We start from the raw sequence: 26,535 nt of genomic DNA on the forward strand, positions 1-26,535 counted from the left end.
GGATCAGGCGCCAGGTGAGCCTGGCGCCGAGTAAAACCTTTCGGGCCGCCTGATCGGCCCACATGGTTTCAAGGGGAGCAACAAGATGATCAAACGCAATCTGCTGGTGATGGGCCTCGCGGTTCTGCTGAGCGCCTGCGGTTTCCAGCTGCGCGGCACCGGCACCAATGTACTGGCGATCAAGGAGCTCGACCTGAGCGCCCGTAACGCTTATGGCCCAACCGTTACCCAGTTGCGCCAGGCACTGGAGGGCAGCGGCGTCAAGGTCTATACCGGCGCTCCGTACAAACTGGTGCTGACCAATGAGCAGGAAAGCCAGCGTATCATCAGCTACGCAGGCGCCGGTCGTGCTGGCGAGTACCAGGTCACCACCGTGCTGAGCTACGACATCCGCGGTCGCGGCGATCTGCCCCTGTTGAGTGACAAGCTTGAAGTGCAGAAGATCTATATGCACGACGGCAACAACCTGGTGGGCTCTGACCAGGAAGCCGCAACGGCCCGGACAGAAGGCCGTCGGGAGATGGTCCAGCGCATGATGCTGCGCCTGGAACAACTGACCCCAGGCCAACTGGATCAGTTGCAGCAGACTGCCGAAGCCAGGGCCAAGGCTGACGCCGCTGCACTGGAAGCGGCAAAGAAGGCTGAGGCGCAAACCCCGCGTCAGTCGCCTGTCGAACTGCCGCAGCAGTAAGACTTACGGGGCGCCCAGGCGCCCCGTTCGCCCTCTATTATGAAGCTCGCTCCCGCCCAACTCGCCAAACACCTGCAAGGCGCCCTTGCGCCGGTCTATATCATCAGCGGCGATGACCCGTTGTTGTGCCAGGAGGCGGCCGACGCTGTTCGCGCTGCCGCCCGTCAGCAGGGATTCGATGAACGCCAGGTATTTGCCGCCGACGCCAGTTTCGACTGGGGGACTCTGTTGCAAGCCGGTGCCAGCATGTCGCTGTTCGCCGAAAAGCGCCTGCTGGAGCTGCGCCTGCCTTCCGGCAAACCCGGCGACAAGGGCGCTGCCGCGCTGATTGAGTACTGCTCGCGCCCGGCCGAGGACACCGTGCTGCTGATCAGCTTGCCGAAGCTCGATGGCAGCACGCAGAAAACCAAGTGGGGCAAAGCGCTGGTCGAAGGGCCGCAGACCCAGTTCGTGCAGATCTGGCCGGTCGATGTCGCCCAGTTGCCAAGCTGGATCCGCCAACGTTTGTCCCAGGCCGGGCTTTCCGCCAGCCAGGACGCCGTTGAGCTGATCGCGGCACGGGTCGAGGGCAACTTGCTGGCCGCCGCCCAGGAAATCGAAAAGCTCAAGCTGATGGCCGAAGGCGGTCAGATCACCGTTGAAACCGTGCAGGCTGCGGTGGCAGACAGTGCGCGCTTCGATGTCTTTGGCCTGACCGATGCGGTGCTCAATGGCGAAGCCGCCCACGCCTTGCGCATGCTCGAAGGGTTGCGCGGTGAAGGCGTCGAGCCGCCGGTGATTCTTTGGGCCCTGGCCCGGGAGTTGCGCCTGCTGGCCAATATTTCCCTGCAATACAGCCAGGGCACCCCCCTGGACAAGGCCTTCAGCCAGGCCAAACCGCCAGTCTGGGACAAACGTAAACCGTTGGTGAGCAAGGCCCTGCAACGCTACTCGGCCCAACGCTGGGCGCAACTGCTGCTCGAAGCGCAACGCATTGATGCCCAGATCAAAGGCCAGGCGGCCGGTTCGCCGTGGATGAGTTTGAGCCGGTTGACGTTGTTGATGGCCGGGCAGCGTCTGACATTGCCCGCTGAATAGCCCCCTCGCCACATAAACCACATCGCTATCAAGATCAATGAAAGGTCCTACACAATGTAGGGACTAGACAGATCCCGAACTTCGGCCGATTATTTGCCCCGCAAAAACCACTCACTTGCGAGGCATCATCATGAGCAAAAAGCCATCAGCGCATGGCCCCAACAAGGCCAAATCCATCATCGCCCAGCCATTGTTCCGCAGCCGCAAGGAACGCCCGGCCAAGGGCAAAGGCAGTTACCGCCGCGAAGCCTTCCAGTCTGACAACTGGGAGGCTTCTTACTTTCTGGCTGCGTAAAGCAGAACACCCCTTCGACATGTTAAGGTCTGTACCTGATTCGTATTCCCTGGACCCGTGCATGCCCTTTTGTCTTTCCCGTCGTTGGCACCTGCGCCAATTGATCGCTGCCTCCAGCCTAGTTTTGCTTGTCGCCTGTGCGGAAAAACCGACCGCAGCCGACGCTCAGCCGCTTCAGACACTTCCTGTCGCCACCGCCCCGGCGGTTGTTCCGCCAGTGGTTCCGACCGGTGAGAACCTCGACATCCAGCCGACCCAGACTTTCGCCGAATGGCAGGCGGGTTTCCGCAAGGATGCCCTGGCCGCCGGTATCCGCGCCGATCTGTTTGATCGCGCTTTCGCCAATGTCAGCTTCGATCCCAGTGTGATTCGTGCCGATCGCAGCCAACCGGAATTCGCAAAACCGGTGTGGGAATACCTGGACGGCGCCTTGTCGCCGCTGCGGGTACGCAAAGGCCAGTCGCTGATCGACCAATACGCCGACATCTTGCAAGGCATCGAGCAGCGCTACGGCGTCGATCGCCAGGCGCTGGTGGCGGTGTGGGGCATGGAAAGCAACTTTGGGCAGTTCCAGGGCAGCAAGTCGGTGATCAACTCACTGGCGACCCTGGCCTATGAAGGCCGCCGCCCCGGCTTCGCCCACGCGCAGTTGATCGCGGCCCTGCAAATTCTGCAACAAGGCGACATCGAACCCGAGAAGATGCTCGGATCCTGGGCCGGCGCCATGGGCCAGACCCAGTTCATCCCGACCACCTACAACACCCACGCCGTCGATTTCGACGGCGACGGCCGTCGCGATATCTGGGGCAGCTCGGCTGACGCCCTGGCCTCGACCGCGCATTACCTGCAAAGCTCCGGCTGGCAGAGAGGTCAGCCGTGGGGCTTTGAAGTCCAACTGCCGGGCGGCTTCAACTACGTGCTGGCCGATGGCACGATTCGCAAGAGTGTCGCCGAGTGGCGCCAACTGGGCGTTACGCTGCCCAACGGCGGCCAGGTCCCGGCAGGCTCCGAGCAGTTGTCCGCGGCCCTGCTGCTGCCGGCTGGCTACCGTGGCCCGGCCTTTCTGGTGCTCGACAACTTCCGTGCGATCCTCAAGTACAACAACTCGTCGTCCTACGCCTTGGGGGTTAGCCTGCTGTCGGAACGCTTCAATGGCGCAGGCCTGATCAGCGGCACCTGGCCAAAGGATGACCTGCCTCTGAGCCGCACCGAGCGGATCGAGCTGCAGAACCTGCTGAGCGCGCAAAACTATGACGCCGGTACCGCCGACGGGATCATCGGCGCCAATACCCGCAAGGCGATCCGCAGTGCCCAGCAGTCGTTTGGCTGGCCGGCGGACGGGTATCCGACGCACAAGTTGCTGGAAGGATTGCGTAACCGTTAAAAGCAAAAGATCGCAGCCTGCGGCAGCTCCTACGGGTGTACACAAAACCCCGTAGGAGCTGCCGCAGGCTGCGATCTTTTCAAGATATTCGCGACTTACCTGATTACCACATCCTGCTCCAACATCAATTCCTGATTCCCCGCATCCAGCCTGACCAATGCGCCCATGGGCAGCGTCAGGTTCGGGTCGCAATGCCCACTGCGCCACCCGGACAGCACCGGAATCTTCAATGGCTCGAAGGTCTGCTTGAGCAACCTGTCCAGCGCTGCCACCTCAACCCCCGCCACGTCCCCGACCAACACGCCGCGCAGCTTGTGCAAGGTGCCAGCCAGCCGCAGTTGGGTCAGCAACCGGTCGATGCGATACAGCGGCTCGTTGATGTCCTCGATCAACAGAATGACGCCCTCGGCATCAATCTCGTAGGGCGTGCCCATGGTCGCGGCGATCATGGCCAGATTGCCTCCGAGCAAGCGCCCATGAGCCACGCCCGGCTCGATCGTGGTCAGCGGGTAAGCCACCGGATGAGCCAGCACCGTGCCCGCCCTCACCTGCCCGCGCAGCATGTTGAAGAACGAAGACTCGGTAGGTATTTGCTTGCCCCCCAGCAGATCGGCATTGAGCAACGGACCATGAAAGGTCACGAATCCGGCATAACGACTGATCGCCAAATGCAATGCGGTGATGTCGCTGTAGCCGACGAACGGCTTGGCGTTGTCACGCAGCAAATCAAAATCGATACGATCGAGCAGCCGCGGCGTGCCGTAACCACCGCGCAGGCAGATGATGGCATCCACTTCGCTGTCGGCGAACGCTGCATGCAGGTCGCCCAGTCGCACTTCGTCGCTCCCGGCCAGGTAGCCGTTTTTTTCGTAGACCCCGGGAAACAATTTCAGTGAATAACCCCGGGCACGCATCCATTGCACCGCCTTGTCGGTGTCCAGCGGCGCGGGACCGGCGGGGGCGATAACGCCGATCATGCCTTCCGACGGCAGTGCCGGGACGGGAGCATGAGGGCAAAGGGTGTGGGTCGGTCGAGCGGTCATCCGTGAATCTCCCTGCGTGAAATCTTCAGCACACAGTAGTCAGGAACGGGGACAAACAGAAGAGGAACCGTTGCCCCGCAGGTTGCAGGAAAAAACAGCCATTGCCGTAGGCCAGGCAAAAAAACGCCCGCGAGGCTGGATGCCGTGCGGGCGCTTTTCATTTCATTGCGTCGATCAGGACGACATCAGCTCGGCCTTGACCAGCTTGGCCTGTTCGTCAGCGTGATACGAGGAGCGTACCAGCGGACCCGAGGCAACGTTCTTGAAGCCCATCTTGTAGCCTTCCTCGGCGAACCAGGCGAAGGTGTCCGGGTGCACGAAGCGCTGCACCGGCAAGTGGCTGCGGGACGGCTGCAGGTACTGGCCCAGGGTCAGCATGTCGATGTCGTGCTCGCGCATGCGCTTCATGACTTCGATGACTTCTTCGTCGGTCTCGCCCAGGCCCAGCATCAGGCCGGACTTGGTCGGAATGTGCGGCATCATCTGCTTGAAGCGTTGCAGCAGGGTCAGCGACCACTGGTAGTCCGAACCCGGACGCGCAGCCTTGTACAGGCGCGGCACGGTTTCCAGGTTGTGGTTGAATACATCCGGCGGCTCGGCAGCGGTGATTTCCAGTGCGATGTCCATGCGACCACGGTAGTCCGGGACCAGGGTCTCGAGCTGCACGTTCGGCGACAGTTTGCGGATTTCACGGATGCAGTCGGCAAAGTGCTGGGCACCGCCGTCACGCAGGTCGTCGCGGTCCACCGAGGTGATCACCACGTACTTCAGGCGCAGGTCGGCAATGGCAATGGCCAGGCTTTCCGGCTCGTTGACGTCCAGTGGCTTCGGACGACCGTGGCCAACATCGCAGAACGGGCAGCGACGGGTGCAGATGTCACCCATGATCATGAAAGTCGCGGTGCCACCGGAGAAGCACTCGCCCAGGTTCGGGCAGGACGCCTCTTCGCACACACTGTGCAGCTTATGTTTGCGCAGCAGGGCCTTGATGCGGTCGACTTCCGGCGAAACCGGGATGCGTACACGAATCCAGTCTGGTTTCTTCGGCAGTTCGGTGGTGGGAATGATCTTTACCGGGATGCGTGCAACCTTTTCGGCGCCGCGCAGCTTGACGCCCGCTTCAACCTTGGGACGCGGGGCCGGGCGCTCGGAGACATCGAGCGTCGGGATCATGGTTTGCACTGCATCAGTAGTCATATCAGTCGATTCCGCCCGTCAGGGTCGTCTGCTCAGCATAGTCGAGGTGTTTGACGAGCTGCGCGCGCAGCCGGGCACTTACCTCGGCAAATTCAATCGATCCTGCGTGATCGCTCAGCTGGGTCATCGCCAGCCCGGCATAGCCGCAGGGATTAATCCGTCGAAACGGTTCCAGGTTCATGTCCACGTTCAAGGCCAGGCCATGAAAGGAACAGCCGTGGCGGATCCGTAGACCCAGGGAGGCGATTTTCGCCCCGTCGACGTAGACACCCGGTGCATCGGGCTTGGCCACGGCGGTGACACCGTAACTGGCCAGTAGCTCGATCAGGCAGAGCTCCATCCGGCTGACCAGATCGCGCACGCCAAATCCGAGCTTGCGCACGTCCAGCAGCAGATAAGCCACCAACTGGCCGGGGCCGTGGTAGGTCACCTGACCACCACGGTCAACCTGCACCACCGGGATATCACCGGGAAGCAGCAGGTGCTCGGCCTTGCCGGCCTGGCCCTGTGTGAACACCGCAGGGTGTTCCACCAGCCAGATCTCGTCGGCGGCATCGCTGCCGCGTTCGTTGGTGAAGCGTTGCATGGCGTGCCAGACCGGCTCGTAAGCCATCTGGCCAAGTTCACGAAAGCCCAGCGTGCCTGACATCACAACACCATGTGCACGAAACCGGTTGCCCGCAGTTCGCTGTTGATGTTGTACAGCTGGTCCTGGTCCGTCGCGACGATGTGCAACTGAATCGTGGTGTATTTGCCGTTGCTGCTCTGGCGCTCGTCAATACGCTCATCATTGATCTTGGCGTACTTGCTGACGATGTCGATGATTCTGTCCTTGTTGCCCACGCCGGTGTCGCTGATCACCTTAACCGGGTAATCATTGGCAGGGAACTCGATCTTTGGCGCCTTTACTTCGGTATCGGTCATGGCGTAACGGCCTCGTAAGCGTAAGCCGTGGCGACGGCAAAGCCCCGCGCCGGATCAGCGCAGGGCCATGCAGGTGCACACTATCAGTTGAACAAGCCGTAGAAGAATAGACGGATGCTATCCCACATGCGGCGGAAGATACCACCCTCTTCGACGCCATCCAGGGCGATCAGATCGGCGCTGTGCACCACCTTGTCGTCCAGTTTGACTTCGACTTTACCGATCACGTCGCCTTTGGCGATTGGCGCGATCAGCTGCGGGTTCATGGTCATGCTGGCAGCGAGCTTTTTCAGCTGGCCTTTTGGCAGGGTCATGGTCAGGTCTTGCGCCAGGCCAGCCTTGACCTGGTTGGTGGAACCTTTCCAGACTGGAGCCTGAGCCAGCTCGGTGCCCTTCTGGTAGAAGGTCTGGGTTTCGAAGAAACGGAAACCGTAGGTCAGCAGCTTCTGGGTTTCGGCGGCACGGGCCACTTCGCTATTGGTGCCGAAGACCACGGCGATCAGGCGCATGCCATCACGTACGGCCGAGGACACCATGCAGTAGCCGGCTTCGTCGGTGTGGCCGGTTTTCAGACCGTCGACGGTCTTGTCACGCCACAACAGCAGGTTGCGGTTCGGCTGCTTGATGCCGTTCCAGAAGAACTCTTTCTGCGAGTAGATCGCGTAGTGAGCCGGGTCTTCGTGGATGATCGCGCGAGCCAGCACAGCCATGTCGTGAGCCGAAGAATAGTGCTCCGGGTTCGGCAGTCCGGTCGGGTTCATGAAGTGGCTGTTGGTCATGCCCAGGTCGCCAACGGTTTTGTTCATCATGTCGGCGAACGCGTCTTCGCTGCCGGCGATGTGCTCGGAGAGCGCAACACTGGCGTCGTTGCCCGACTGGATGATGATGCCGTGCAGCAGGTCGCTGACGGTGACCTGAGAGCCGACCTTGATGAACATCCGCGAACCGCCGGTACGCCAGGCGTTTTCGCTGACGGTTACCGGGTCGTTTTCGCCGATCTGGCCACGACGGATTTCCAGGGTCGCGATGTACGCGGTCATCAGCTTGGTCAGGCTGGCCGGTGGCAGACGCTGGTCACCATTGTTCTCGACCAGCACGTTGCCGCTGCTGGCATCCATGAGCACATAGGCCTTGGCGGCCAGTTGTGGTGGCGAAGGCATCATCTCGACCGCGAATGCGGCGGGTGAGAGAAGCAGCGGGACTAGCAGGAACAGGCGTTTGGCAAAGGTGGTGATGTTCATCCGTCTCTCGAAATCGCTAATGGAAACTGCCCAAGGGCAAAACTAATCAGATGACTTTCTAACGAGTCATCGCGTGTTCAGTTGCTCACTCCAATCACCCTTTGCCGGGCTTTTGTTCTTCGAAGAGCCAACAACCTGGTTCACCCCCCAAAACCGCAGATGAACCGTCAATCAAGTCCTACGTATTACTCAGTCACAACGCTTGGCGAACCGAGATTGGCCAGCCGGACACTATTCTGCACCTGCTGGATTTCACCCGGCGATCCGATCGGGCCCAGGCGAACCCGATGCAGGGTCTGCTGATTGCGCACGATCGAGCTGATGAACACCGGAGCGCTCACCATCCCGCTGAGCTTCGATCTCAGGAGTTCTGCAGCGTCCGGGTTGGCGAACGCGCCCACCTGCAGATACTGGCCAGAGGCTGATGCAGAAGCGTTTTTTTTTGCATCAAGCTGCACAGGCACCACCGCGGCGGCGTGTTGCTGCGGCGGCGGTGTCCATTGCTCAACGGTACCGGCCGAAGCCGTAATCACCGGGGCGCTATTCTGCGCGACTTTCGGTTCGTTGAGCATTAATGGTGCCGGACGGCCCTTGGCGGCCCACCATTGCTGCGGGTCGATGCCCTCGACCTTGACCCGCGCCGTGCCGGTTTCGGCGTAACCGAGCTTCTTGGCGGCAGCGTAGGACAAGTCGATGATCCGGTCCGAGTAGAACGGACCGCGGTCGTTGACTCGCAGAATCACGCTCTTGTTGTTGTCCAGGTTGGTCACCCGGACGTAGCTTGGCAGTGGCAATGTCTTGTGCGCGGCACTCATGCCGTACAGGTCATACACTTCGCCGTTGGCAGTGTTCTGACCGTGGAACTTGGTGCCGTACCAGGACGCCGTGCCCGACTGCACGTAGGTCTTGGACTCTTGCAGCGGAAAGTATGTCTTGCCCAGCACGGTGTACGGGTTGGCCTTGTACGGGCCGGTATGCAGGGTCGGCGTGGCATCCGGGATGCGCGAAACATCGACATCCCACCATGGCGCGCCATCCTTGTGGGCGCGGTTGATGTCCAGCCCCGGCGTCGTGCGCACGGCGGCGGTGCTGGTCTTCTGGGCTGGCGCGCGGCTGGTCGAACAACTGGCGACCAGCACTGCCAGCGCGGCGAATGCCATCAGCTTCAGGGGTTTATTGATAGGCAATGCCCGCATTACTTGACGCCCCGTGCTTGGACCAGCTGTTCAGACAGTTGATGTACGGCCATGGCGTACATCACGCTGCGGTTATATCGCGTGATCGCGTAAAAATTCTTCAGGCCCATCCAGTACTCGGGGCCATTGTCGCCTTCCAGGCGGAACGCAGTAACCGGCATATCATCGCGCAGCGCATCATGACTTGACCACCCCAGGGCTCGCAACTCCCCGACGGTTTTCGTCGGTTCGATTCCTGTGGTCAGACCTTCGTCGACCTGATCGCCACGGACATCGGCGCGGCTGACCACCGGTTCGCCTGCAACCCAGCCATGACGCTTGAAGTAACTGGCGACACTGCCGATGGCATCGTCCGGGTTGGTCCAGATGTTGATATGGCCATCACCGTCGAAATCCACCGCATAGGCGCGGAAACTGCTCGGCATGAATTGCGGCAATCCCATTGCGCCGGCGTAGGAGCCTTTGAGCGTCAATGGATCGACCTGCTCTTCACGGGCCAGCAGCAGGAACTCACGCAACTCCTTGCGGAAAAACTCGGCACGGGGAGGATAGTCGAAACCCAGGGTCGACAAGGCATCGATCACCCGGAAATTTCCGGTATTACGGCCGAAAAAGGTTTCAACGCCGATGATCGAGACAATCACCTGGGCCGGCACGCCGTATTCCTGCTCGGCACGGGCCAGCACCGCTTCGTGCTGACGCCAGAAATCCACACCCCGGGCGATGCGCGCATCGGTGATGAACATCGGGCGATATTCGCTCCACTGCTTAACCCGTTCGGCGGGTTTCGAGATGGCGTCCAGAATCGACTGCTTGCGCTCGGCCTCGCGGAACACGCCCATCAATTGCTCACCGGCGAAACCGTAGTCGCGGGTCATTTCACCGACGAATTCGGCCACCTGGGGTGAGCCTTCGTAGTCGCTGGCCAACGCTTCCTGCATGGTGCCAAGGATGCTTACCAGGCCGACCCATGGCGCGTATCGAGTCGCCCAGCCACGCATTACTTGCATTGAAAATTTCACCTTATTCAAACCTGCGCGATCCACTTGCGATGGGTATGGATCGACATCAAAACCCCAAACGCTGACAGTAGCGTCACCAGCGAAGTTCCTCCGTAGCTAATGAAAGGCAACGGCACCCCCACCACCGGCAACAGGCCACTGACCATACCGATGTTGACGAAAACATAAACAAAAAACGTCATGGTCAGGCTGCCCGCGAGCAACTTGCCGAACAATGTCTGCGCTTGGGCGGTAATCACCAGGCCGCGGCCGATCAACAGCAGGTAGATCAGCAACAGCGCGCAGATCCCCACCAGGCCGAACTCTTCACCCAGTACCGCAATGATGAAGTCGGTATGGCTTTCCGGCAGGAAGTCCAAGTGCGACTGGGTACCCAGCAACCAGCCCTTGCCGAACACACCACCGGAGCCGATGGCGGCCTTGGACTGGATGATGTTCCAGCCGGTACCGAGCGGATCGCTCTCCGGGTCGAGGAACGTCAGGATTCGCTGCTTCTGGTAGTCGTGCATGATGAAGAACCACATGGCAATCGCCACGGGAACGGCGGCGGCCAGCACGCTGAGGATCCAGCGCCAGCGCAGGCCACCCATGAACAGCACGAATGCGCCGCCGGCCAGGATCAGCAGCGAAGTGCCCAGGTCCGGTTGCCGCACGATCAGAATGAACGGCACGCCGATCAGCATCAGGCTGACGCCCACATGTTTGAGCTGGGGCGGCAATGTGCGTTTGGACAAATACCAGGCAATGGTCGCCGGCATCAGGATCTTCATGAATTCCGAGGGCTGGAAGCGAATCACCCCGGGAATATTGATCCAGCGGGTAGCGCCCATGGCGTTGTGGCCCATGATGTCCACCACCAGCAACAGCATCACCCCGACCACGTAGCCCAGTGGCACCCAGCGTGCCATGAATCGCGGCTCGAACTGGGCGATGACGATCATCGACACCAGGCCGATGCCAAACGAAGTGGCTTGCTTGCCCAGCAGATCCCAGCTCTTGCCGCTGGCCGAATACAGCACGAACAGGCTGCCGGCGGCGAGGGTCAGCAGCAGGATCAGCAGCGGGCCGTCAATGTGCAGGCGTTGTAGCAGCGTCGCACGGCGACGCATCACATCCTCACTGGAGAGCATGCGATCAAAATTATTCATCACGGGCCGTGGCCTCCGCGCTAGTAGGGCTGGCGTATTCGGCTTTGAGGTGCCCGTTCTGGTCGAGCAACCAGGCGTCCATGATCTGACGCACGACTGGCGCGGCGACGCCGGAGCCGGACTCACCGTTCTCGACCATCACCGACACCACGATCTGCGGATCGTCCGCCGGGGCGAAGCCCACGAACAAGGCGTGGTCGCGGTGGCGCTCCTGAACCTTGGAGCGGTCGTACTTCTCGCCCTGCTTGATCGCGACCACCTGGGCCGTACCACTCTTGCCCGCGATACGGTACTGCGCACCGATCGAAGCCTTGCGTGCGGTACCGCGGGCGCCGTGCATCACCTGCTGCATGCCGTGGTTGACCTTGGTCCAGTCAGACGGATCGCGCAGGATAATGTCCGGCATCGGGTTCTGATCCACCGGTTTCTCGCCTTCGATGGTCTTGGCCAGGTGAGGACGGTTCCAGATGCCTTTGTTGGCCACCAGCGCCGTGGCCTGGGCCAGCTGCAGTGGGGTCGACTGCATGTAGCCCTGACCGATCCCGAGAATCAGCGTTTCGCCCGGGAACCATGCCTGGCGACGGGTCGCGCGCTTCCATTCGCGGGTCGGCATCAGACCCGGCGATTCCTCGAACATGTCCAGGGAAACCTTCTGACCGATACCGAACTTGGACAGATACGACGACAACCGATCGATCCCCAGCTTGTGGGCAAGGTCATAGAAGTAAGTGTCGTTGGAACGCATGATCGCCGTGTCGAGGTCGACAAAACCATCACCGGTGCGGTTCCAGTTGCGGTACTTGTGATCGTAGTTGGGCAGCATGTAGTAACCGGGGTCGAACACCCGGGTCGAGGCCGTCACCACGCCCGAATCCAGACCGGCAATCGCCACAGCAGGCTTGATGGTCGAACCCGGCGGGTACAGACCGCGCAATACGCGGTTGAACAGCGGCCGGTCGATGGAGTCGCGCAGTTCGGAATAGGCCTTGGAACTGATGCCGGTGACGAACAGGTTCGGATCGAAGCTCGGCTGACTGACCATCGCCAGCACCTCGCCGGTTTTCGGGTTCAGGGCAACCACCGCACCACGACGACCGCCGAGCGCGGCTTCGGCGGCTTCCTGCAATTTGATGTCCAGGCTCAGGACGATGTCTTTGCCGGAAACCGGTTCGGTGCGCTTGAGCACCCGCAATACACGGCCCCGAGCGTTGGTCTCGACCTCCTCGTAACCCACCTGACCATGCAGCTCCGGCTCATAAAAGCGCTCGATGCCGGTTTTGCCGATCTGATGGGTGCCGCTATAACTGACCGGGTCCAGAGACTTGAGCTCTTTCTCGTTGATCCGCCCCATGTAGCCCACCGAGTGCGCAAAATGCGCGCCCTGGGGATAGTGACGAACCAGTTGCGCGACCACTTCCACCCCCGGCAGCCTGAACTGGTTCACGGCAATTCGCGCGATCTGCTCTTCAGTCAGCTCAAACAGGATCGGCACCGGCTCGAACGGCCGACGCCCCTGACGCATGCGCTTCTCAAAGATCACCCGGTCCTCGGGTGTCAGCTCCAGCACTTCGACGATCACGTCGAGTACTTGCTGCCAATCGCCAGAACGCTCGCGGGTCATGCTCAGGCTGAAACTGGGCCGGTTGTCGGCAATCACAACGCCATTGCGGTCGAAAATCAGCCCGCGAGTGGGTGGAATCGGCTGCACATGGACGCGGTTGTTTTCCGACAGGGTCGAATGGTACTCGTACTGGATCACTTGCAAGAAATACAGGCGAGCGATCAGTACGCCAATCAGCGCTACCACCGCAATTGCGCCGAACACGACGCGCCCACGCACCAGACGGGCGTCTTTTTCGTGGTCCTTGATGCGGATCGGCTGGGACATGGGGGCAGAACTACTTGTGGTAAGGGTGACCGGACAGCACGGTCCAGGCACGGTACATCTGTTCGCCGATCAGGATCCGCACCAGCGGGTGCGGCAAGGTCAGCGGCGACAACGACCAGCGCTGGTCAGCCCGCGCACAGACTTCCGGCGCCAGCCCTTCGGGGCCACCGACCATGAAGTTGACGGTGCGTGAGTCCAGCCGCCAGCGATCGAGTTCGACCGCCAGTTGCTCGGTGCTCCAGGGCTTGCCATGGACTTCGAGAGTGACAATCCGCTCGTTCGGCCCGACCTTGGCCAGCATGGCTTCGCCTTCCTGGCGGATGAAACGGGCCACGTCGGCGTTCTTGCCACGGGTATTGAGCGGAATTTCCACCAGTTCCAGCGCCAGCTCGGACGGAAGACGCTTGGCATATTCATGCCAGCCTTCTTCCACCCATTTGGGCATGCGTGAACCGACGGCGATCAGTCGCAGTCGCACAGCGGTCCCTTATTCCTGGTCTTTGTTGAGCTTGTTGAAGTGCTCGTGACCAACTTCAGGGCTGTGGTGCTTGCCATCGGCTGCACGGCTCTGCTCGGCACCTTTCCACAGGCGCTCCAGGTCGTAGAACTGACGGGCGTTGGAGGTCATCATATGAACGATCACGTCGTCCATGTCCAACAGCACCCAGTCGCTGTCGCCCTTGCCTTCTTCACCCAGCGGCTTGATACCCAGGGCTTTGACGGCCTCGCGAACCTTGTCCAGCATCGCGCCGATCTGGCGGTTGGAGGTACCGGTGGCGATGATCATGTAGTCAGTGATGCTCTGCTTGTCGCGAACATCAATCACCAGCACGTCCTGGGCCTTGACGTCTTCCAGGGCGGCTACGGCGATCTTGACCAGCTCGTCGCCTTTAGGCGGCTCGGCGGCGAGGACCTTTTCCGGCAACGGGGCACTCTTGAATGTGCCTTTGCGTTTTACTTTGCTTTCGTTGTTGCTCGTCATATAAAACTCGTTTTGCTCGTATGTTCGGGCGCTTCAATACACGTTGTTGCCACGTGCCTTGAGGCACTCCTATTCAGTTCGACGCACGGTACAGACCGTGCGCATCGATGTAGGCCAGGACCGCGTCGGGCACCAGGAAACGTACCGACTTACCGCTGGCCAGCAGTTGACGGATCTGGGTGGCGGATACCGCGAGCGGTGTCTGCCAGACGAATGCAATCTGTCCGCTCGGCCCTTTGAGGGCCAGCGGGTCGCTCACCGAGCGCGCTGCCAGCAGGTTGCGCAAGGCATCCGGCGGTTCGCTGTCGGCATCCGGGCGTTGCAACACCAGGATATGGCAATGCTGGAGCAACTCTTCCCAGCGGTGCCAAGTGGGCAGGCCGCAAAAAGCGTCCCAGCCCAAAAGCAGAAAAACCTGGTCGGATTCGGCCAGTTCGGCGCGCATCAGTTCCAGGGTATCAATGGTGTAGGACGGTTTGTCCCGCTGCAATTCGCGGGCGTCCACCACCAACGGCGCCACACCGGCCACCGCGCACTCGACCATCGCCAGACGGTCTTTTGCCGACACCTGCGGCTTGTCCCGATGGGGCGGCCTGGCACTGGGTGTCAGGCGCAACTCATCGAGGGCCAGGGTTTCGGCGACTTCCAGCGCACCGCGCAAATGGCCGATGTGCACCGGGTCGAACGTTCCGCCCAGCACGCCAATGCGGCGAGGGGCTGGCTCGCTGGCAGTGACCGGGGCTGACGGGTCGAAGTCGCCCAAGTCAGACCGGCTCCTGTCCGCGCAGCTGCCCGTCGCCGACCACGATGTACTTCTCGCAGGTCAGTCCTTCGAGGCCCACCGGGCCGCGGGCGTGCAGCTTATCAGTAGAAATGCCGATCTCGGCACCCAATCCGTATTCGAAGCCATCGGCGAAGCATGTCGGGGTATTGATCATCACCGACGAGGAATCGACTTCAGCCACGAAACGCCGGGTGTCGCCCTGGTGTTCGCTGACAATCGAATCGGTGTGATGGGAGCCGTAATGATTGATGTGTTCGATGGCCTGGTCCAGTCCGTCGACCACGCGGATCGACAGAATTGCCGCCAGGTACTCGGTGCTCCAGTCTTGCTCGGTGGCCGGCACGGCCTCGATGATCGCCCGGGTGCGCTCGCAACCGCGCAGCTCGACGCCTTTTTCGCGGAACTGGGCAGCCATCGCCGGCAGGAACTCCTTGGCGACGGTTTGATCCACCAGCAGCGTTTCCATGGCTCCGCAGATGCCATAACGGTAAGTCTTGGCGTTGAACGCGATGCGCTGGGCCTTGGTCAGGTCGGCATGTTCACTCACGTAAACGTGGCAGATGCCGTCCAGGTGCTTGATCACCGGGACACGGGCATCACGGCTGACGCGCTCGATCAGGCCACGGCCGCCGCGCGGTACGATGACATCGACGTACTCAGGCATGGTGATCAGCGCGCCGACGGCAGCGCGATCGGTGGTTTCGACCACTTGCACCACCGCGGCCGGCAGATCGGCCTCGGCCAGGCCACGCTGAATGCAGGCGGCGATGGCGCGATTGGAATGAATCGCCTCGGAACCGCCACGCAGGATGGTTGCGTTACCGGACTTCAGGCACAGGCTCGCGGCATCGATGGTCACGTTCGGCCGCGACTCGTAGATGATTCCGATCACGCCCAACGGCACACGCATCTTGCCGACCTGAATACCGGACGGACGGAAGCTCATGTCGCGGATCGCGCCTACCGGGTCCGGCAGGGCCGCTACCTGACGCAGGCCGACGATCATGCCATCGATACGCGCCGGGGTCAGCGCCAGGCGTTCGAGCAGGGCCGGCTCAAGACCATTGGCACGACCGGCGGCCAAATCCTGTTCATTGGCCGCCGTCAGCTCGGCGCGGGCAGCGTCCAGCGCGTTGGCGGTGGCCTGCAGGGCGCGGTTCTTCTGCGCGGTACTGGCACGGCCGATCACGCGGGAAGCTTCGCGGGCAGCGCGACCCAGGCGGGTCATATAGTCAAGAACGGACTCAGTCATGGTCTGGCGTGGTCTTTGATTAGGTCTTGGTAAAGAGTAAAGCGACAGATTATAGCTGTCGCGCCCACTGACTAACAGCGGTGACAGGCGGATGGTCGAAATGGAGGGCAATTTGCCGATGTTCAGCCGGGATTAAGCCGCAAATTGTTATCATCACGACTCATTCAGCCCTGACAAATGCCGGTCATCATGTCCAACCTGACTGTTCGAGCGTCCGCCGTGAGCCTGCCCACGGGCCTCCCGGACGCGTTTTTCGACCGTGACGCGAAAATTCTGGCCCGGGACTTACTGGGCAAAGTCATTCGCCATCGGGTTGGTGACCTGTGGCTCAGTGCCAGGATCATCGAGACCGAAGCCTATTACTGTGCAGAAAAGGGTAGCCACGCGTCCCTCGGCTACACAGAAAAACGTAAGGCTTTGTTTCTGGATGGCGGCCACATCTATATGTATTACGCCCGGGGCGGCGATTCACTGAACTTCAGTGCCCAGGGTCCAGGTAACGCCGTGCTGATCAAATCCGCCTACCCGTGGGTCGATCAATTGAGCGGGCCTGCCAGCCTTGCACAGATGCTATTGAACAATCCCGATGCCCAGGGCCGCCCTCGCCCGTCACAAAAACTCTGCGCCGGGCAAACCCTGTTGTGCAAGGCACTGGGCCTGAAAGTACCGGTGTGGGACGCCAAACGCTTCGATCATGAGGTGCTGCTGGTGGAACACGTCGGCCAGACGCCCGCCCACATCATCCAGACCACGCGGCTGGGCATCCCCCACGGGCGCGATGAACACCTGATGTACCGCTTCGTCGATGCAGCCTACGCGGCTTATTGCACGCGCAACCCGCTACGACGGGGCCAGGTCGAAGGTCGCGATTATTTTGTGCTGACCTGAGATTGGCTCAGACTTGATGCAAACGGAGATCCCCTGTGGGAGCGGGCTTGCCCGCGAAGGCGGCGTGTCAGGCGACGTCAATATTGACCGATAGGGCCTATTCGCGGGCAAGCCCGCTCCCACAGGGGTCAGTGGCGTATTCAAAGTTGCACTTATCCCCTGGAAGCAATTGAACATTTGATGGAGTGGTTTTTATGGGCCCATGGCTCGATAGCGTGACCGGATGGTTGGCGGTCAACCCGCAGTGGCTGGCGGCAGCGGTATTCATCGTGGCCTTTGTGGAATGCCTGGCGATTGCCGGGCTGATCGTTCCCGGCACGGTGTTACTGTTCGCCGTGGCGGTACTGGCAGGCAGTGGCGCGCTGACGCTCAGTGAGACGCTCTTGCTGGGTTTCGTCGCCGGGGTGCTGGGTGACGTCATTTCGTATTTTCTGGGACGGCACTTCCATCAGAACATCCGGCGCCTGCCGGGCTTGCGCCATCATCCGGAATGGATCGCCGGGGCCGAGTCATATTTCCAGCGCTACGGCATCGCCAGCCTGCTGGTCGGGCGTTTTATCGGCCCCCTGCGGCCCATGCTGCCCATGGTGGCCGGCATGTGCGACATGCCTTTCCCGCGTTTCTTCGCTGTCAGCCTGCTGGCCGGCGCGGGTTGGTCTGTCGCTTATCTGATGCCTGGCTGGGCCACGGGCGCGGCAATCCGCTTGCCTTTACCCGAAGGTTTCTGGCTCCAGGCCGGGGTTGTTGCCGGCAGTATTGCTCTGATGGTCGGCTTGAGCGCGACCAGCAGTCTGCGCCGGCATCGCCGCGCGACATTGTTCATTACCGGGATGAGTCTACTGATTCTTGCGGGGCTGTTTATCGGATATTCGCACCTGTCCGCACTCGATCAAGGCGTGATGACGCTGGTGCAGGAACATCGTAAACCGTTGCTGGATGAAGTAGCGGTGGTCTTCACGCTGATCGGCGAATTCCGCAACATGTTGCTGTTCAGTGCGCTACTGACCGGTTTGCTGCTGCTGATGCGCCAATGGCAGCACGCGATTTTCGCGGGCAGCACGCTGCTCTTCACGGCACTGGCCAATACCGCGACCAAGTACTTTTTCGCCCGCGTGCGCCCCGAGGTGTTGAGCGACCCGCTCACCAGCTACAGCATGCCCAGCGGCCATGCTTCAGGGTCTTTCGCGCTGTTCCTGACCCTCGCCGTCCTGGCCGGCCGCGGGCAACCGCCCCGGATGCGTCTGACCTGGTTATTGGTGGGCTGCCTGCCCGCAATGGCGATTTCGCTTTCGCGGGTCTACCTCGGAGCGCATTGGCCGACGGATGTATTGGCCGGCGCAATGCTGGCAGCGTGTGTCTGCGCGGCCAGCCTGTGGCTGATCCAGCGCAAAGAACCGCTCAATGCTTTGCCGCCCAAGGTCTGGTGGCTGGTGTTGCCGGCGCTGCTGGCATTGTTCGGTTTCTTCGTGTTGCGGCATTTACCGCATACGATGTTGCGATATGCGTACTAGATAAAACAGAAGATCGCAGCCTTCAGTCGCACCTACATGAATGGGGTGTTCGCCCTGTAGAAGCTGCCAAAGACTGCGATCTTCTCAACAATGCCAGGCAATCAATTTTTCAGTGACTCACTCAATCACTGCAGGTCAACCAGTAATCGCCTCCATACCAAACAACAACGACTCCTGATGACTTATATTAAATCTCAATCATCAAAAGGGAAGCTTGGCAAATTCGAGCCACTAACACCACGATATTTCTCAATGGCTACTTCGGCATGCCTGGCAACTTCACGAGCGACGGCAACATAGTCATCCAACTTCCAACGAACTTGCGTAGAGAATTTGATCATCGCCTCCCCCGCATAATCATCCCAGAGTCGTTGCTCAAAACTATCGCGATTGGCACCCTCACCCGAACGTCGCGCCAGGATCAACGCACTCGCCGCATTCGCCGCCGAGTTCGCCGCAAACTCAACGTCGACCTGTGGTGTATTTACAAAAACATACTTCACCATGACACGGGAAAAGCACAACCCCCACAACGTACGTTCATCACCGCTTAAATCTCTCACAAAACAGCTCCTTATATATGTAATGCCCGCCTCATGCAGGCAACGCAAATATAATCAGCTGAACTTTACAGATCAACACAAACCACTACCCGAATTTATTATAAATCAATACAACGACCAGACAGGTAAACTGACTACACCCCCACCTAAACAACCAACCATTAAATTGATGACCCAACCAAACAACAACACCCAGCCAAACAATCGTTGGTTTGTCATTATTAATCAGGCAAACAACTCCCCCTGCAACTCATCCAGCAACGCCTGAATCGCATCCAGTCGTTGCTGCGGATCATCGAGTTGCAGCAGGTCGATCTTGTCCAGTTCAGCGAAGGGCAACAGGTACGCCAATTGATTGGCCAGCGACTGCTGGCCGGTCGCTTCGGTGCCCATGTTCAAGGCTTCGACCATCGGGTGTTCGGCCAAAGCCTTGAGCAGCGCCACCAGGTCGGCATCTTCGTCCTGCAACGGTTGCTCCGGCTCGTCTTCCAGCCACTCGACCTCGGCGACGGTCAACTGATCGCGCTGGACGTCCGTTCGTAATACATGGAAACGCCGCCCGCCCTGAACCCGGATCCCCAGCAGGCCGTTTTCCTGCTGCTTGAAATCGGTGATCAGCGCCTCGCACCCGACCAGGGCGTATCCAGCCGGGGCGATACCGACTTCTTCACCATCGAGGATGCATACCACGCCGAACCCGCCGCCCTGCTTCATGCAGCGGCCGATCATGTCCAGATAGCGCGCCTCGAAGATCTGCAAGTCGAGGATGCAGCCTGGAAACAGCACTGTATTGAGCGGAAAAAGCGGCAGACTCATAGACATTTCCTTACACCACCATCGATACCGCCAACGGCAGGAACACCGCCGTGGCCACACCCATCAGGCTCATCGCCAGCGCCGCGAAGGCGCCGCACTCTTCACTTTCCTGCATCGCCACCGCCGTGCCGACCGCGTGGGCCGTCATGCCCAGCGCCATGCCCCTGGCTTCCGGGCTGTGCACGCCGAGACGGGTCAACAACGCCGGGCCGAAAATCGCGCCGATCACGCCAGTAATCAAGACGAACACCGCTGCCAGCGCCGCGACACCACCGATCTGCTCAGCCACCAACATGGCGATAGGCGAAGTCACCGATTTCGGCGCCATGGTCATCAGGATCATGTGCTCGGCACCGAACGACCAGCCCAGTAACACACCCATTCCCGTGGCCACCACCCCACCTATCACCAGCGTAGTAAATATCGGCCAGAACAACTGCCGAATCCGTCGCAGGTTGAGATAAAGCGGCACCGCCAGCGCGACAGTGGCCGGGCCTAACAGGATGCTGAGAATCTCGGTGCTCTTGCGGTACTCGGCGTAGGTCAGGCCGCAACCCACCAGCACGCCGATCACCAGCAACATGGAGACAAGCACCGGCTGCAAAAAGATCCATCGGGTTTTCTCGAATGCCGCCAGGACGAGTTGGTAGGCGCCAAGAGTGATGCCGATACCAAACAAGGGATGATGAATTACCGACGTCCAGGCGCCGTGCCAGTCGAAGATCATTGGTTGTCCTCGGAGTGAGCGTGACGCTTGACCATGCGCTGCATCAGCACCCCGGCGAAGGCCATCGAAAGCAGCAGTGACAACACCAGTGCACCGACAATGGCCCAGAAATCCGCCGCGATGTCAGCGGCGTAGACCATTACGCCCACGGCCGGCGGTACCAGCAACAGCGGCAGGTAGCGCAGCAGGCTGCTGGCCGCCAGGTTCAGCGGTTCGCCGACCTGTCCGCGACAGATGAGGTACACCAGCAACAGCAGCAACCCCACAATCGGCCCCGGCAGCACCGGCAAGAACAAATGATTGATCGCAGTGCCGAGCAATTGGAACAGCACCAGCCACGTCAGGCCCCGTAACAGCATCAAAGATCTCCCGCAAAATCCGTCACCCGCATTGGCAGGGCATTATAAGCATGCTCGCGCTATAGACCGGCATTCGCCAAAAGCATGGTCAGTTGACCGGAGCGTTTGGCCATGTTGATCTAAAGTGGTAAGCCGGGAGGTCAGATCCCCGCAAGCCAAAACCATAAAACCGATGAACCCAAGGAGAGTCTCAATGCCCTATGTTCCAGTTGCAGAGCTCAAAGATTATGTCGGCAAGGAACTTGGACGTTCCGAATGGCTCACCATCGACCAGGACCGCATCAACCTGTTCGCCGAAGCCACAGGGGATTTTCAGTTCATCCACGTCGACCCGGTCAAGGCCGCGCAAACGCCATTTGGCTGCACCATCGCTCACGGCTTCCTGTCGTTGTCGCTGATCCCGAAATTGATGGAAGACATCCTCGTCATGCCAGAAGGCTTGAAGATGGTGGTCAACTACGGCCTCGACAGCGTGCGCTTCATCCAGCCGGTCAAGGTCAATTCGAAAGTGCGCCTGAAGGTCGACCTGACCGAAGTCATCGAGAAGAAACCCGGCCAATGGCTGCTCAAGGCCACCACCACCCTGGAAATCGAAGGTTCGGACAAACCGGCGTACATCGCCGAACCCCTGTCCCTGTGCTTCGTATAAACCGTCCTGGATGCGAAGCAGTTCACGCTGTTTCGCGACCTCACGCGGTACCTCGACCTGTATAAGGGCACATAGCTGCGGCATACTCCCTCGCCTAATTGCCCGGAATCCGCTATGCGCCCACTTGCACTCCTCGCCTTGACCCTGATGCTCACCGCTTGCGGCGACGGCGAATCGCCATTGCCTCCTGACGCACGCCTGCCGGACGGCGGACGCTATCGCGGTGATCTGGTCAATGGTTTGCTGCAAGGCAAGGGGCGTATCGACTACCCGAATGGCAGCTGGTACGCCGGCGAGTTCGACAAAGGCCAGTGGCAGGGCCAGGGCGAATGGCATGGCAGCAATGGCGAAGTCTATCGCGGGCAGTTCAATCAGGGACTGTTCGACGGCCAGGGGGCACTGACCACCAACGCCAGCAGCTACAGCGGCGGCTTCAAGGCCGGCCGGCGCAACGGCGAAGGCACACTCAAAGAAAACGGCATGAGCTATCGCGGAGAGTTCAAGGCCGATCAATACGCCGGCCTGGGGCGACTCGAACTCGAAGACGGCAGCTCCTATCAAGGCCAGTTCGCCCACGGCAAACCCAATGGCGAAGGTCAGCGCGGCGACGGCAACGGCAATCAGTTCACCGGGCATTTCGTCGACGGCCAGCTGGAAGGCAACGGGACTTTCAACAGCGCCGACGGCGACATCTATGTCGGCAGCTTCAAGAACAATCAACTGCACGGCAAGGGCCGCTACGAAAACGCCGACGGCGATGTCTGGCTGGGTCAGTTCAAGGAAGGCTCGCTGAACGGCAAGGGCGAGTTGATCGGCACTGACGGCAGCCACTACATCGGCCAGTTCAATGACTGGCGCTTTTCCGGCCAGGGTCGCTTGAACCTGTCCGACGGCAGCTTTTACACCGGCCAGTTCGACAACGACAGTTACCAGGGGCGCGGCACATTGGTGTTGACCGACGGCACAGTGCTCAGCGGCACCTGGATCAACGGCCAGCGCGTACGCGACGCCGAGGGCAAATTACTGCCCGACACCCTGGAGCTCGGCCTGCTGGCCCAGGGGCGCCTGCTCGACGCAGCGCTGGCCAACGTTCCACCCTCGACCCCGGCGGTGGAGCTGTATTCGTTGACCCTGGGTGGCGATGGCAAGCAAAGCGTGTTTCTGCGCGAATCCGACTATGTCGCCAACATGCTCAACACCCGTTTCGGCACCTTTGGCCAGATCCGCCTGGTGAACCATCGTGACCACCTCGCCGACCGCCCGATGGCTACCCGGGAAAACCTGCGCCGCGCAGCCCTGACGCTGGCCGAACGCAGCGGTCCGGAAGACCTGATTTTCATCTACCTGACCAGCCATGGCACCAGCGAACACGAACTGGTGCTAGACCAGCCACGCATGGAATTGGCCGATCTGCCGGCCGACGAATTGGCCGCTGTTCTCGCCCCACTGAAGAACCGCGACAAGATCATCGTGATTTCGTCCTGCTACTCCGGCGGTTTCATCCCCGCGCTCAAGGATGAACGGACCCTGATCATGACAGCCTCGCGGGCCGACCGAGTGTCCTTCGGTTGCTCGGAGGAAGCCAACTTCACTTACTTCGGCGATGCCCTGTTCGCCCAGGCCCTGAACCAGACCGATGACCTGGAACAAGCTTTCAAACTGGCCAAGGCCACTGTCGCCGAACGTGAACTGGCGGACGGTTTCGAAGCGTCCGAACCACAGATCTGGGCACCGAAAACCGTCCTCTCGCATTGGCAACTGCTGCGCAAACAGCAGGCACGAAAAGCCCTGCAAAGTGCGTCCATTGAAAGCAAGGATGCAAACAGCAACTAAGCTGAATAGTATCAAGGGAGAAACACTATGTACTTGACGCCTCAGCACGTATTGCTTGCCGGAGCCACCGGCCTGACCGGTGAACATCTGCTTGATCGTTTGCTCAACGAGCCAACGATTTCACGGGTATTGGCCCCCTCACGCAGGCCATTGGCCGAGCACCCGCACCTTGAAAACCCCGTCGGCGACCCGGCGGAGTTTCTGCCGCAGTTGAACGGCCGGGTCGATATCGCCTACTGCTGCCTGGGCACCACCATCAAACAGGCGGGCTCGGAACAGGCGTTCCGCGCGGTGGACCTGGACATGGTCGTAGCCTTTGCCAAACGTGCACGGGAGATGGGCGCACGGCACCTGATCGTGATCAGTGCTCTGGGAGCCGATCGCAGATCCTCGATTTTCTACAACCGGGTCAAAGGCGAGATGGAGTACGCACTGCGCGCGCAGGACTGGCCGCAGTTGACCATCTGCCGCCCTTCGCTATTGCTGGGTGATCGCACCGAACCGCGACTGGGCGAGAAAGTCGCAGGCCCGCTGTCTCGGCTGATTCCTGGCAAATACCACGGCATCGAAGCGTGCCAGTTGGCCCGGGCAATGTGGCGTCTGGCACTGGAAGAGCAGGACGGGGTCAGGATTGTCGAGTCGGATGAGCTGAGGAAGTTGGGCAAGTAACTTTATGGTGCCTGAGCGGGCCTCATCGCGGGCAAGCCCGCTCCCACAGGTTTTTTCAGCGATTACAAAATTTGTGTACAACACAAAATCCTGTGGGAGCGAGCTTGCTCGCGATAGAGCGCGAAGCGCTCTCTTACAATCCACCCGTCGCCTGAAAGCTCACCCCGATCACCGTCAGCAACGACAACGGCAACAGCAGCGTGTCGAGCAACGCACTGGCCGGCAGATCAACGCCCGGATAACTCGGTGCTTCGGCTCCGAAACGGTCCATCGCGCAGCACCCACCATTCAACGCGTACAAATCCAGGCGAGTCCCCGAGTACACCACCGGCGCCCCCGGCTTCGCTGCATCGAGGGTGCGCACGGTCGCACACCCGGCCAATTGCAGCGCCAGCACCATCACCAGCAGCTTATTCATCGCTGGTCAGATGATGCTCGCCCCAGCGCGGCAACATGTCCTGAGGAATATTCAGCAGGTTGAGGATCCGCGCCACGACGAAATCGATCAGGTCGTCGATGGTTTGCGGCTGATGATAGAAGCCCGGAGATGCCGGCAAGATTGTCACGCCCATGTTCGACAACTTGAGCATGTGCTCCAGGTGAATGCTCGAATACGGCGCTTCACGGGGCACCAGGATCAACTGCCGACGCTCTTTGAGCGTCACGTCGGCGGCCCGTTCGATCAGGTTGTTGCAAGCACCGGTAGCGATGGCCGACAACGTGCCCGTGGAACACGGCACCACCACCATCGCCGCCGGAGAGCCGGAACCCGAGGCCACCGGCGACATCCAGTCTTCCTTGCCGTATACCCGAATCTGCCCGGCGGCAGCCCCCGTGTATTCGGTGAGGAACGCCTGCATCATCTGCGGCTTGGCCGGCAGTGTGACGTCGGTTTCGGTGGCCATCACCAACTGCGCGGCCTTGGAAATCAGGAAGTGCACTTCACGATCTTCCCGCACCAGGCAGTCGAGCAGACGCAAACCGTACTGGGCGCCCGAAGCGCCGGTCATGGCCAGGGTGATGCGGTCCGGGCCATGGTTCATTTGAGCGCCTCGGCCAGTTTGCCGTGCAGGCCGCCGAAGCCGCCGTTACTCATGATCACCACGTGGGTGCCCGGCTGAGCCTGGCTCTTCACGCGCTCGATGATGCCTTCCAGGGAATCGCTGACAATCGACGGCACGGTGCACAGCGCCGCGGTACCCGCCAGATCCCAGCCGAGGTTGGCCGGTGCGTACCAGATCACCTGATCGGCATCGACCACGCTTTCCGGCAATCCGTCACGGTGCGCGCCAAGCTTCATGGAGTTGGAACGCGGCTCGATGATCGCGATCAATGGTGCATCGCCGATGCGCTTGCGCAGGCCATCCAGCGTGGTGGCGATGGCGGTCGGATGGTGAGCGAAGTCGTCATAAATGGTGATGCCACCCACTTCCGCGACTTTCTCCATCCGGCGCTTCACGCTTTTGAACGCGCTCAACGCGGCGATGCCCATGGACGGCACCACACCGACGTGGCGTGCGGCCGCCAGGGTCGCCAGGGCGTTGGCGACATTGTGCTGGCCAGTCATGTCCCACTCGACCACACCCTGGGCGACGCCTTCGAACATCACTTCGAACTTCGAGCCATCTTCACTGAGCAGCTTGACCTGCCACTGGCCGCCGGCACCGGTGGTTTGCACCGGAGTCCAGCAACCCATCTCGATCACGCGCAGCAAGGCCGGCTCAGTAGTCGGATGAATCACCAGGCCTTCGCTCGGGATGGTTCGCACCAGATGATGGAACTGCCGCTCGATGGCCGGCAGGTCCGGGAAAATGTCCGCGTGATCGAATTCCAGGTTGTTCAGGATGGCCGTACGTGGACGGTAGTGAACGAACTTGGAACGCTTGTCGAAGAACGCGCTGTCGTATTCGTCGGCTTCGATGACGAAGAACGGCGTATCGCCCAAACGCGCCGACACCGAGAAGTTCTGCGGTACGCCGCCGATCAGGAAGCCGGGGCTCATGCCCGCGTGCTCCAGCACCCAGGCCAGCATGCTGCTGGTGGTGGTTTTGCCGTGCGTACCGGCAACCGCCAGTACCCAGCGACCTTGCAGCACGTGATCGGCCAGCCATTGCGGGCCGGAGACATAGGGCAGGCCTTTGTTCAGCACGTACTCCACAGCAGGGTTGCCCCGGGACATGGCGTTGCCGATCACTACCAGATCAGGGGCCGGATCGAGTTGCGCCGGGTCGTAGCCTTGGGTCAATTCAATGCCCTGGGCTTGCAGCTGAGTGCTCATCGGCGGATAGACGTTGGCATCGGAGCCCGTCACGTGATGGCCCAGCTCTTTGGCCAGAACCGCCATTGACCCCATGAAAGTGCCGCAGATACCAAGAATATGAATGTGCATAGTCGAC

At 60.6% G+C, this 26,535-nt stretch carries 29 protein-coding genes; 9 read left to right on the forward strand and 20 right to left on the reverse strand.

All coding sequences use genetic code 11. The features are described 5' to 3' along the window. The first annotated feature begins 85 nt into the window (after positions 1-85). The 4 genes from ASD95_RS27495 (at position 86) to ASD95_RS27510 (ending at position 3,447) form a co-directional block, all read left to right on the forward strand. On the forward strand, positions 86-691 hold the full coding sequence (locus tag ASD95_RS27495; RefSeq protein ID WP_056728844.1) for an LPS-assembly lipoprotein LptE: 606 nt from the start codon (positions 86-88) through the stop codon (positions 689-691). 39 nt (positions 692-730) lie between these two features. After that, positions 731-1,768 (forward strand): DNA polymerase III subunit delta, encoded by a 1,038-nt coding sequence (holA, locus tag ASD95_RS27500; protein WP_056728846.1) that lies wholly within the window; start codon positions 731-733, stop codon positions 1,766-1,768. 130 nt (positions 1,769-1,898) lie between these two features. Beyond that, the gene (gene arfA, locus ASD95_RS27505) at positions 1,899-2,063 is read left to right on the forward strand and encodes an alternative ribosome rescue factor ArfA (protein WP_056728848.1); all 165 of its coding nucleotides are present in this window, start codon (positions 1,899-1,901) and stop codon (positions 2,061-2,063) included. 61 nt (positions 2,064-2,124) lie between these two features. Continuing rightward, a complete protein-coding gene (locus ASD95_RS27510; RefSeq protein WP_056728849.1) occupies positions 2,125-3,447 on the forward strand; it encodes a lytic murein transglycosylase in 1,323 nt (440 codons plus the stop codon). Positions 3,448-3,542: 95 nt separating this feature from the next. On the opposite strand, the gene ASD95_RS27515 is transcribed toward ASD95_RS27510, so the two are convergent. From ASD95_RS27515 to ASD95_RS27575, 13 genes are all read right to left on the reverse strand, one after another. Next, entirely contained in the window at positions 3,543-4,490 is a 948-nt protein-coding gene (locus ASD95_RS27515; RefSeq protein WP_056728851.1) for a S66 peptidase family protein, read from the reverse strand. Between the two features lie 174 nt (positions 4,491-4,664). Then, complete coding sequence (gene lipA, locus ASD95_RS27520; protein ID WP_162130451.1) at positions 4,665-5,663, reverse strand: lipoyl synthase; 999 nt, start codon at positions 5,661-5,663, stop codon at positions 4,665-4,667. A gap of 25 nt (positions 5,664-5,688) precedes the next feature. Continuing rightward, on the reverse strand, positions 5,689-6,336 hold the full coding sequence (gene lipB, locus ASD95_RS27525; protein WP_056728853.1) for a lipoyl(octanoyl) transferase LipB: 648 nt from the start codon (positions 6,334-6,336) through the stop codon (positions 5,689-5,691). Continuing rightward, positions 6,336-6,611: a DUF493 domain-containing protein gene (locus ASD95_RS27530; protein ID WP_056728855.1), complete on the reverse strand. Its 276-nt coding sequence runs from the start codon at positions 6,609-6,611 to the stop codon at positions 6,336-6,338. Before ASD95_RS27530 ends, lipB begins: the two co-directional genes overlap by 1 nt. Before the next feature lie 83 nt (positions 6,612-6,694). Next, on the reverse strand, positions 6,695-7,852 hold the full coding sequence (locus ASD95_RS27535; RefSeq protein WP_056728857.1) for a D-alanyl-D-alanine carboxypeptidase family protein: 1,158 nt from the start codon (positions 7,850-7,852) through the stop codon (positions 6,695-6,697). 185 nt (positions 7,853-8,037) lie between these two features. Next, entirely contained in the window at positions 8,038-9,048 is a 1,011-nt protein-coding gene (locus tag ASD95_RS27540; protein WP_056728859.1) for a septal ring lytic transglycosylase RlpA family protein, read from the reverse strand. Continuing rightward, complete coding sequence (gene mltB, locus ASD95_RS27545) at positions 9,048-10,058, reverse strand: lytic murein transglycosylase B (RefSeq protein WP_056728861.1); 1,011 nt, start codon at positions 10,056-10,058, stop codon at positions 9,048-9,050. Before mltB ends, ASD95_RS27540 begins: the two co-directional genes overlap by 1 nt. A 17-nt stretch (positions 10,059-10,075) precedes the next feature. Next, on the reverse strand, positions 10,076-11,179 hold the full coding sequence (rodA, locus tag ASD95_RS27550; RefSeq protein ID WP_056728863.1) for a rod shape-determining protein RodA: 1,104 nt from the start codon (positions 11,177-11,179) through the stop codon (positions 10,076-10,078). 31 nt (positions 11,180-11,210) lie between these two features. Further along, complete coding sequence (mrdA, locus tag ASD95_RS27555; RefSeq protein ID WP_056728865.1) at positions 11,211-13,106, reverse strand: penicillin-binding protein 2; 1,896 nt, start codon at positions 13,104-13,106, stop codon at positions 11,211-11,213. 10 nt (positions 13,107-13,116) lie between these two features. Further along, positions 13,117-13,584: a 23S rRNA (pseudouridine(1915)-N(3))-methyltransferase RlmH gene (gene rlmH / locus ASD95_RS27560; protein WP_008052376.1), complete on the reverse strand. Its 468-nt coding sequence runs from the start codon at positions 13,582-13,584 to the stop codon at positions 13,117-13,119. Positions 13,585-13,593: 9 nt separating this feature from the next. Further along, the gene (gene rsfS / locus ASD95_RS27565) at positions 13,594-14,088 is read right to left on the reverse strand and encodes a ribosome silencing factor (RefSeq protein ID WP_007975896.1); all 495 of its coding nucleotides are present in this window, start codon (positions 14,086-14,088) and stop codon (positions 13,594-13,596) included. A 73-nt stretch (positions 14,089-14,161) separates the two neighbouring features. Then, a complete protein-coding gene (gene nadD, locus ASD95_RS27570) occupies positions 14,162-14,851 on the reverse strand; it encodes a nicotinate-nucleotide adenylyltransferase (protein ID WP_056728867.1) in 690 nt (229 codons plus the stop codon). Between the two features lies 1 nt (position 14,852). Continuing rightward, positions 14,853-16,124, reverse strand: a complete 1,272-nt coding sequence (locus tag ASD95_RS27575) for a glutamate-5-semialdehyde dehydrogenase (RefSeq protein ID WP_056728869.1) — start codon at positions 16,122-16,124, stop codon at positions 14,853-14,855. Between the two features lie 189 nt (positions 16,125-16,313). Here ASD95_RS27575 and ASD95_RS27580 point away from each other — a divergent pair, with 189 nt between their 5' ends. Further along, positions 16,314-17,012, forward strand: a complete 699-nt coding sequence (locus ASD95_RS27580; protein WP_056728995.1) for a DNA-3-methyladenine glycosylase — start codon at positions 16,314-16,316, stop codon at positions 17,010-17,012. 194 nt (positions 17,013-17,206) lie between these two features. Beyond that, a complete protein-coding gene (locus tag ASD95_RS27585) occupies positions 17,207-18,523 on the forward strand; it encodes a bifunctional DedA family/phosphatase PAP2 family protein (protein ID WP_056728871.1) in 1,317 nt (438 codons plus the stop codon). Between the two features lie 194 nt (positions 18,524-18,717). Here ASD95_RS27585 and ASD95_RS27590 read toward each other — a convergent pair whose 3' ends face one another. From ASD95_RS27590 to ASD95_RS27605, 4 genes are all read right to left on the reverse strand, one after another. Continuing rightward, on the reverse strand, positions 18,718-19,086 hold the full coding sequence (locus tag ASD95_RS27590) for a hypothetical protein (protein ID WP_056728873.1): 369 nt from the start codon (positions 19,084-19,086) through the stop codon (positions 18,718-18,720). A gap of 225 nt (positions 19,087-19,311) precedes the next feature. Continuing rightward, on the reverse strand, positions 19,312-19,902 hold the full coding sequence (locus ASD95_RS27595) for an LON peptidase substrate-binding domain-containing protein (protein WP_056728875.1): 591 nt from the start codon (positions 19,900-19,902) through the stop codon (positions 19,312-19,314). Positions 19,903-19,912: 10 nt separating this feature from the next. After that, positions 19,913-20,629 carry an LrgB family protein gene (locus ASD95_RS27600; RefSeq protein ID WP_046041674.1) on the reverse strand — a complete coding sequence of 239 codons (717 nt, stop codon included), beginning with the start codon at positions 20,627-20,629 and terminating at the stop codon, positions 19,913-19,915. Further along, a complete protein-coding gene (locus ASD95_RS27605) occupies positions 20,626-20,988 on the reverse strand; it encodes a CidA/LrgA family protein (protein WP_056728878.1) in 363 nt (120 codons plus the stop codon). Before ASD95_RS27605 ends, ASD95_RS27600 begins: the two co-directional genes overlap by 4 nt. Positions 20,989-21,181: 193 nt before the next feature. On the opposite strand from ASD95_RS27605, the gene ASD95_RS27610 reads away from it, so the two are divergent. The 3 genes from ASD95_RS27610 (at position 21,182) to ASD95_RS27620 (ending at position 24,139) form a co-directional block, all read left to right on the forward strand. Then, positions 21,182-21,637: a MaoC family dehydratase gene (locus ASD95_RS27610; RefSeq protein WP_056728879.1), complete on the forward strand. Its 456-nt coding sequence runs from the start codon at positions 21,182-21,184 to the stop codon at positions 21,635-21,637. Positions 21,638-21,751: 114 nt separating this feature from the next. Continuing rightward, complete coding sequence (locus tag ASD95_RS27615) at positions 21,752-23,470, forward strand: C13 family peptidase (protein ID WP_056728881.1); 1,719 nt, start codon at positions 21,752-21,754, stop codon at positions 23,468-23,470. A 27-nt stretch (positions 23,471-23,497) separates the two neighbouring features. Then, entirely contained in the window at positions 23,498-24,139 is a 642-nt protein-coding gene (locus ASD95_RS27620) for an oxidoreductase (protein ID WP_056728884.1), read from the forward strand. A 133-nt stretch (positions 24,140-24,272) separates the two neighbouring features. On the opposite strand, the gene ASD95_RS27625 is transcribed toward ASD95_RS27620, so the two are convergent. The 3 genes from ASD95_RS27625 to mpl are packed head-to-tail and all read right to left on the reverse strand — an operon-like array spanning position 24,273 to position 26,528. Beyond that, positions 24,273-24,557 carry a YceK/YidQ family lipoprotein gene (locus tag ASD95_RS27625; protein WP_056728886.1) on the reverse strand — a complete coding sequence of 95 codons (285 nt, stop codon included), beginning with the start codon at positions 24,555-24,557 and terminating at the stop codon, positions 24,273-24,275. Continuing rightward, entirely contained in the window at positions 24,550-25,182 is a 633-nt protein-coding gene (gene ubiX, locus ASD95_RS27630; RefSeq protein WP_056728890.1) for a flavin prenyltransferase UbiX, read from the reverse strand. Before ubiX ends, ASD95_RS27625 begins: the two co-directional genes overlap by 8 nt. Continuing rightward, entirely contained in the window at positions 25,179-26,528 is a 1,350-nt protein-coding gene (mpl, locus tag ASD95_RS27635; RefSeq protein ID WP_056728892.1) for a UDP-N-acetylmuramate:L-alanyl-gamma-D-glutamyl-meso-diaminopimelate ligase, read from the reverse strand. The genes ubiX and mpl overlap by 4 nt, the downstream gene beginning before the upstream one ends. Positions 26,529-26,535 lie beyond the last annotated feature (7 nt).

The organism is Pseudomonas sp. Root71, assembly GCF_001429045.1.
Lineage (GTDB): Bacteria > Pseudomonadota > Gammaproteobacteria > Pseudomonadales > Pseudomonadaceae > Aquipseudomonas > Aquipseudomonas monachiensis.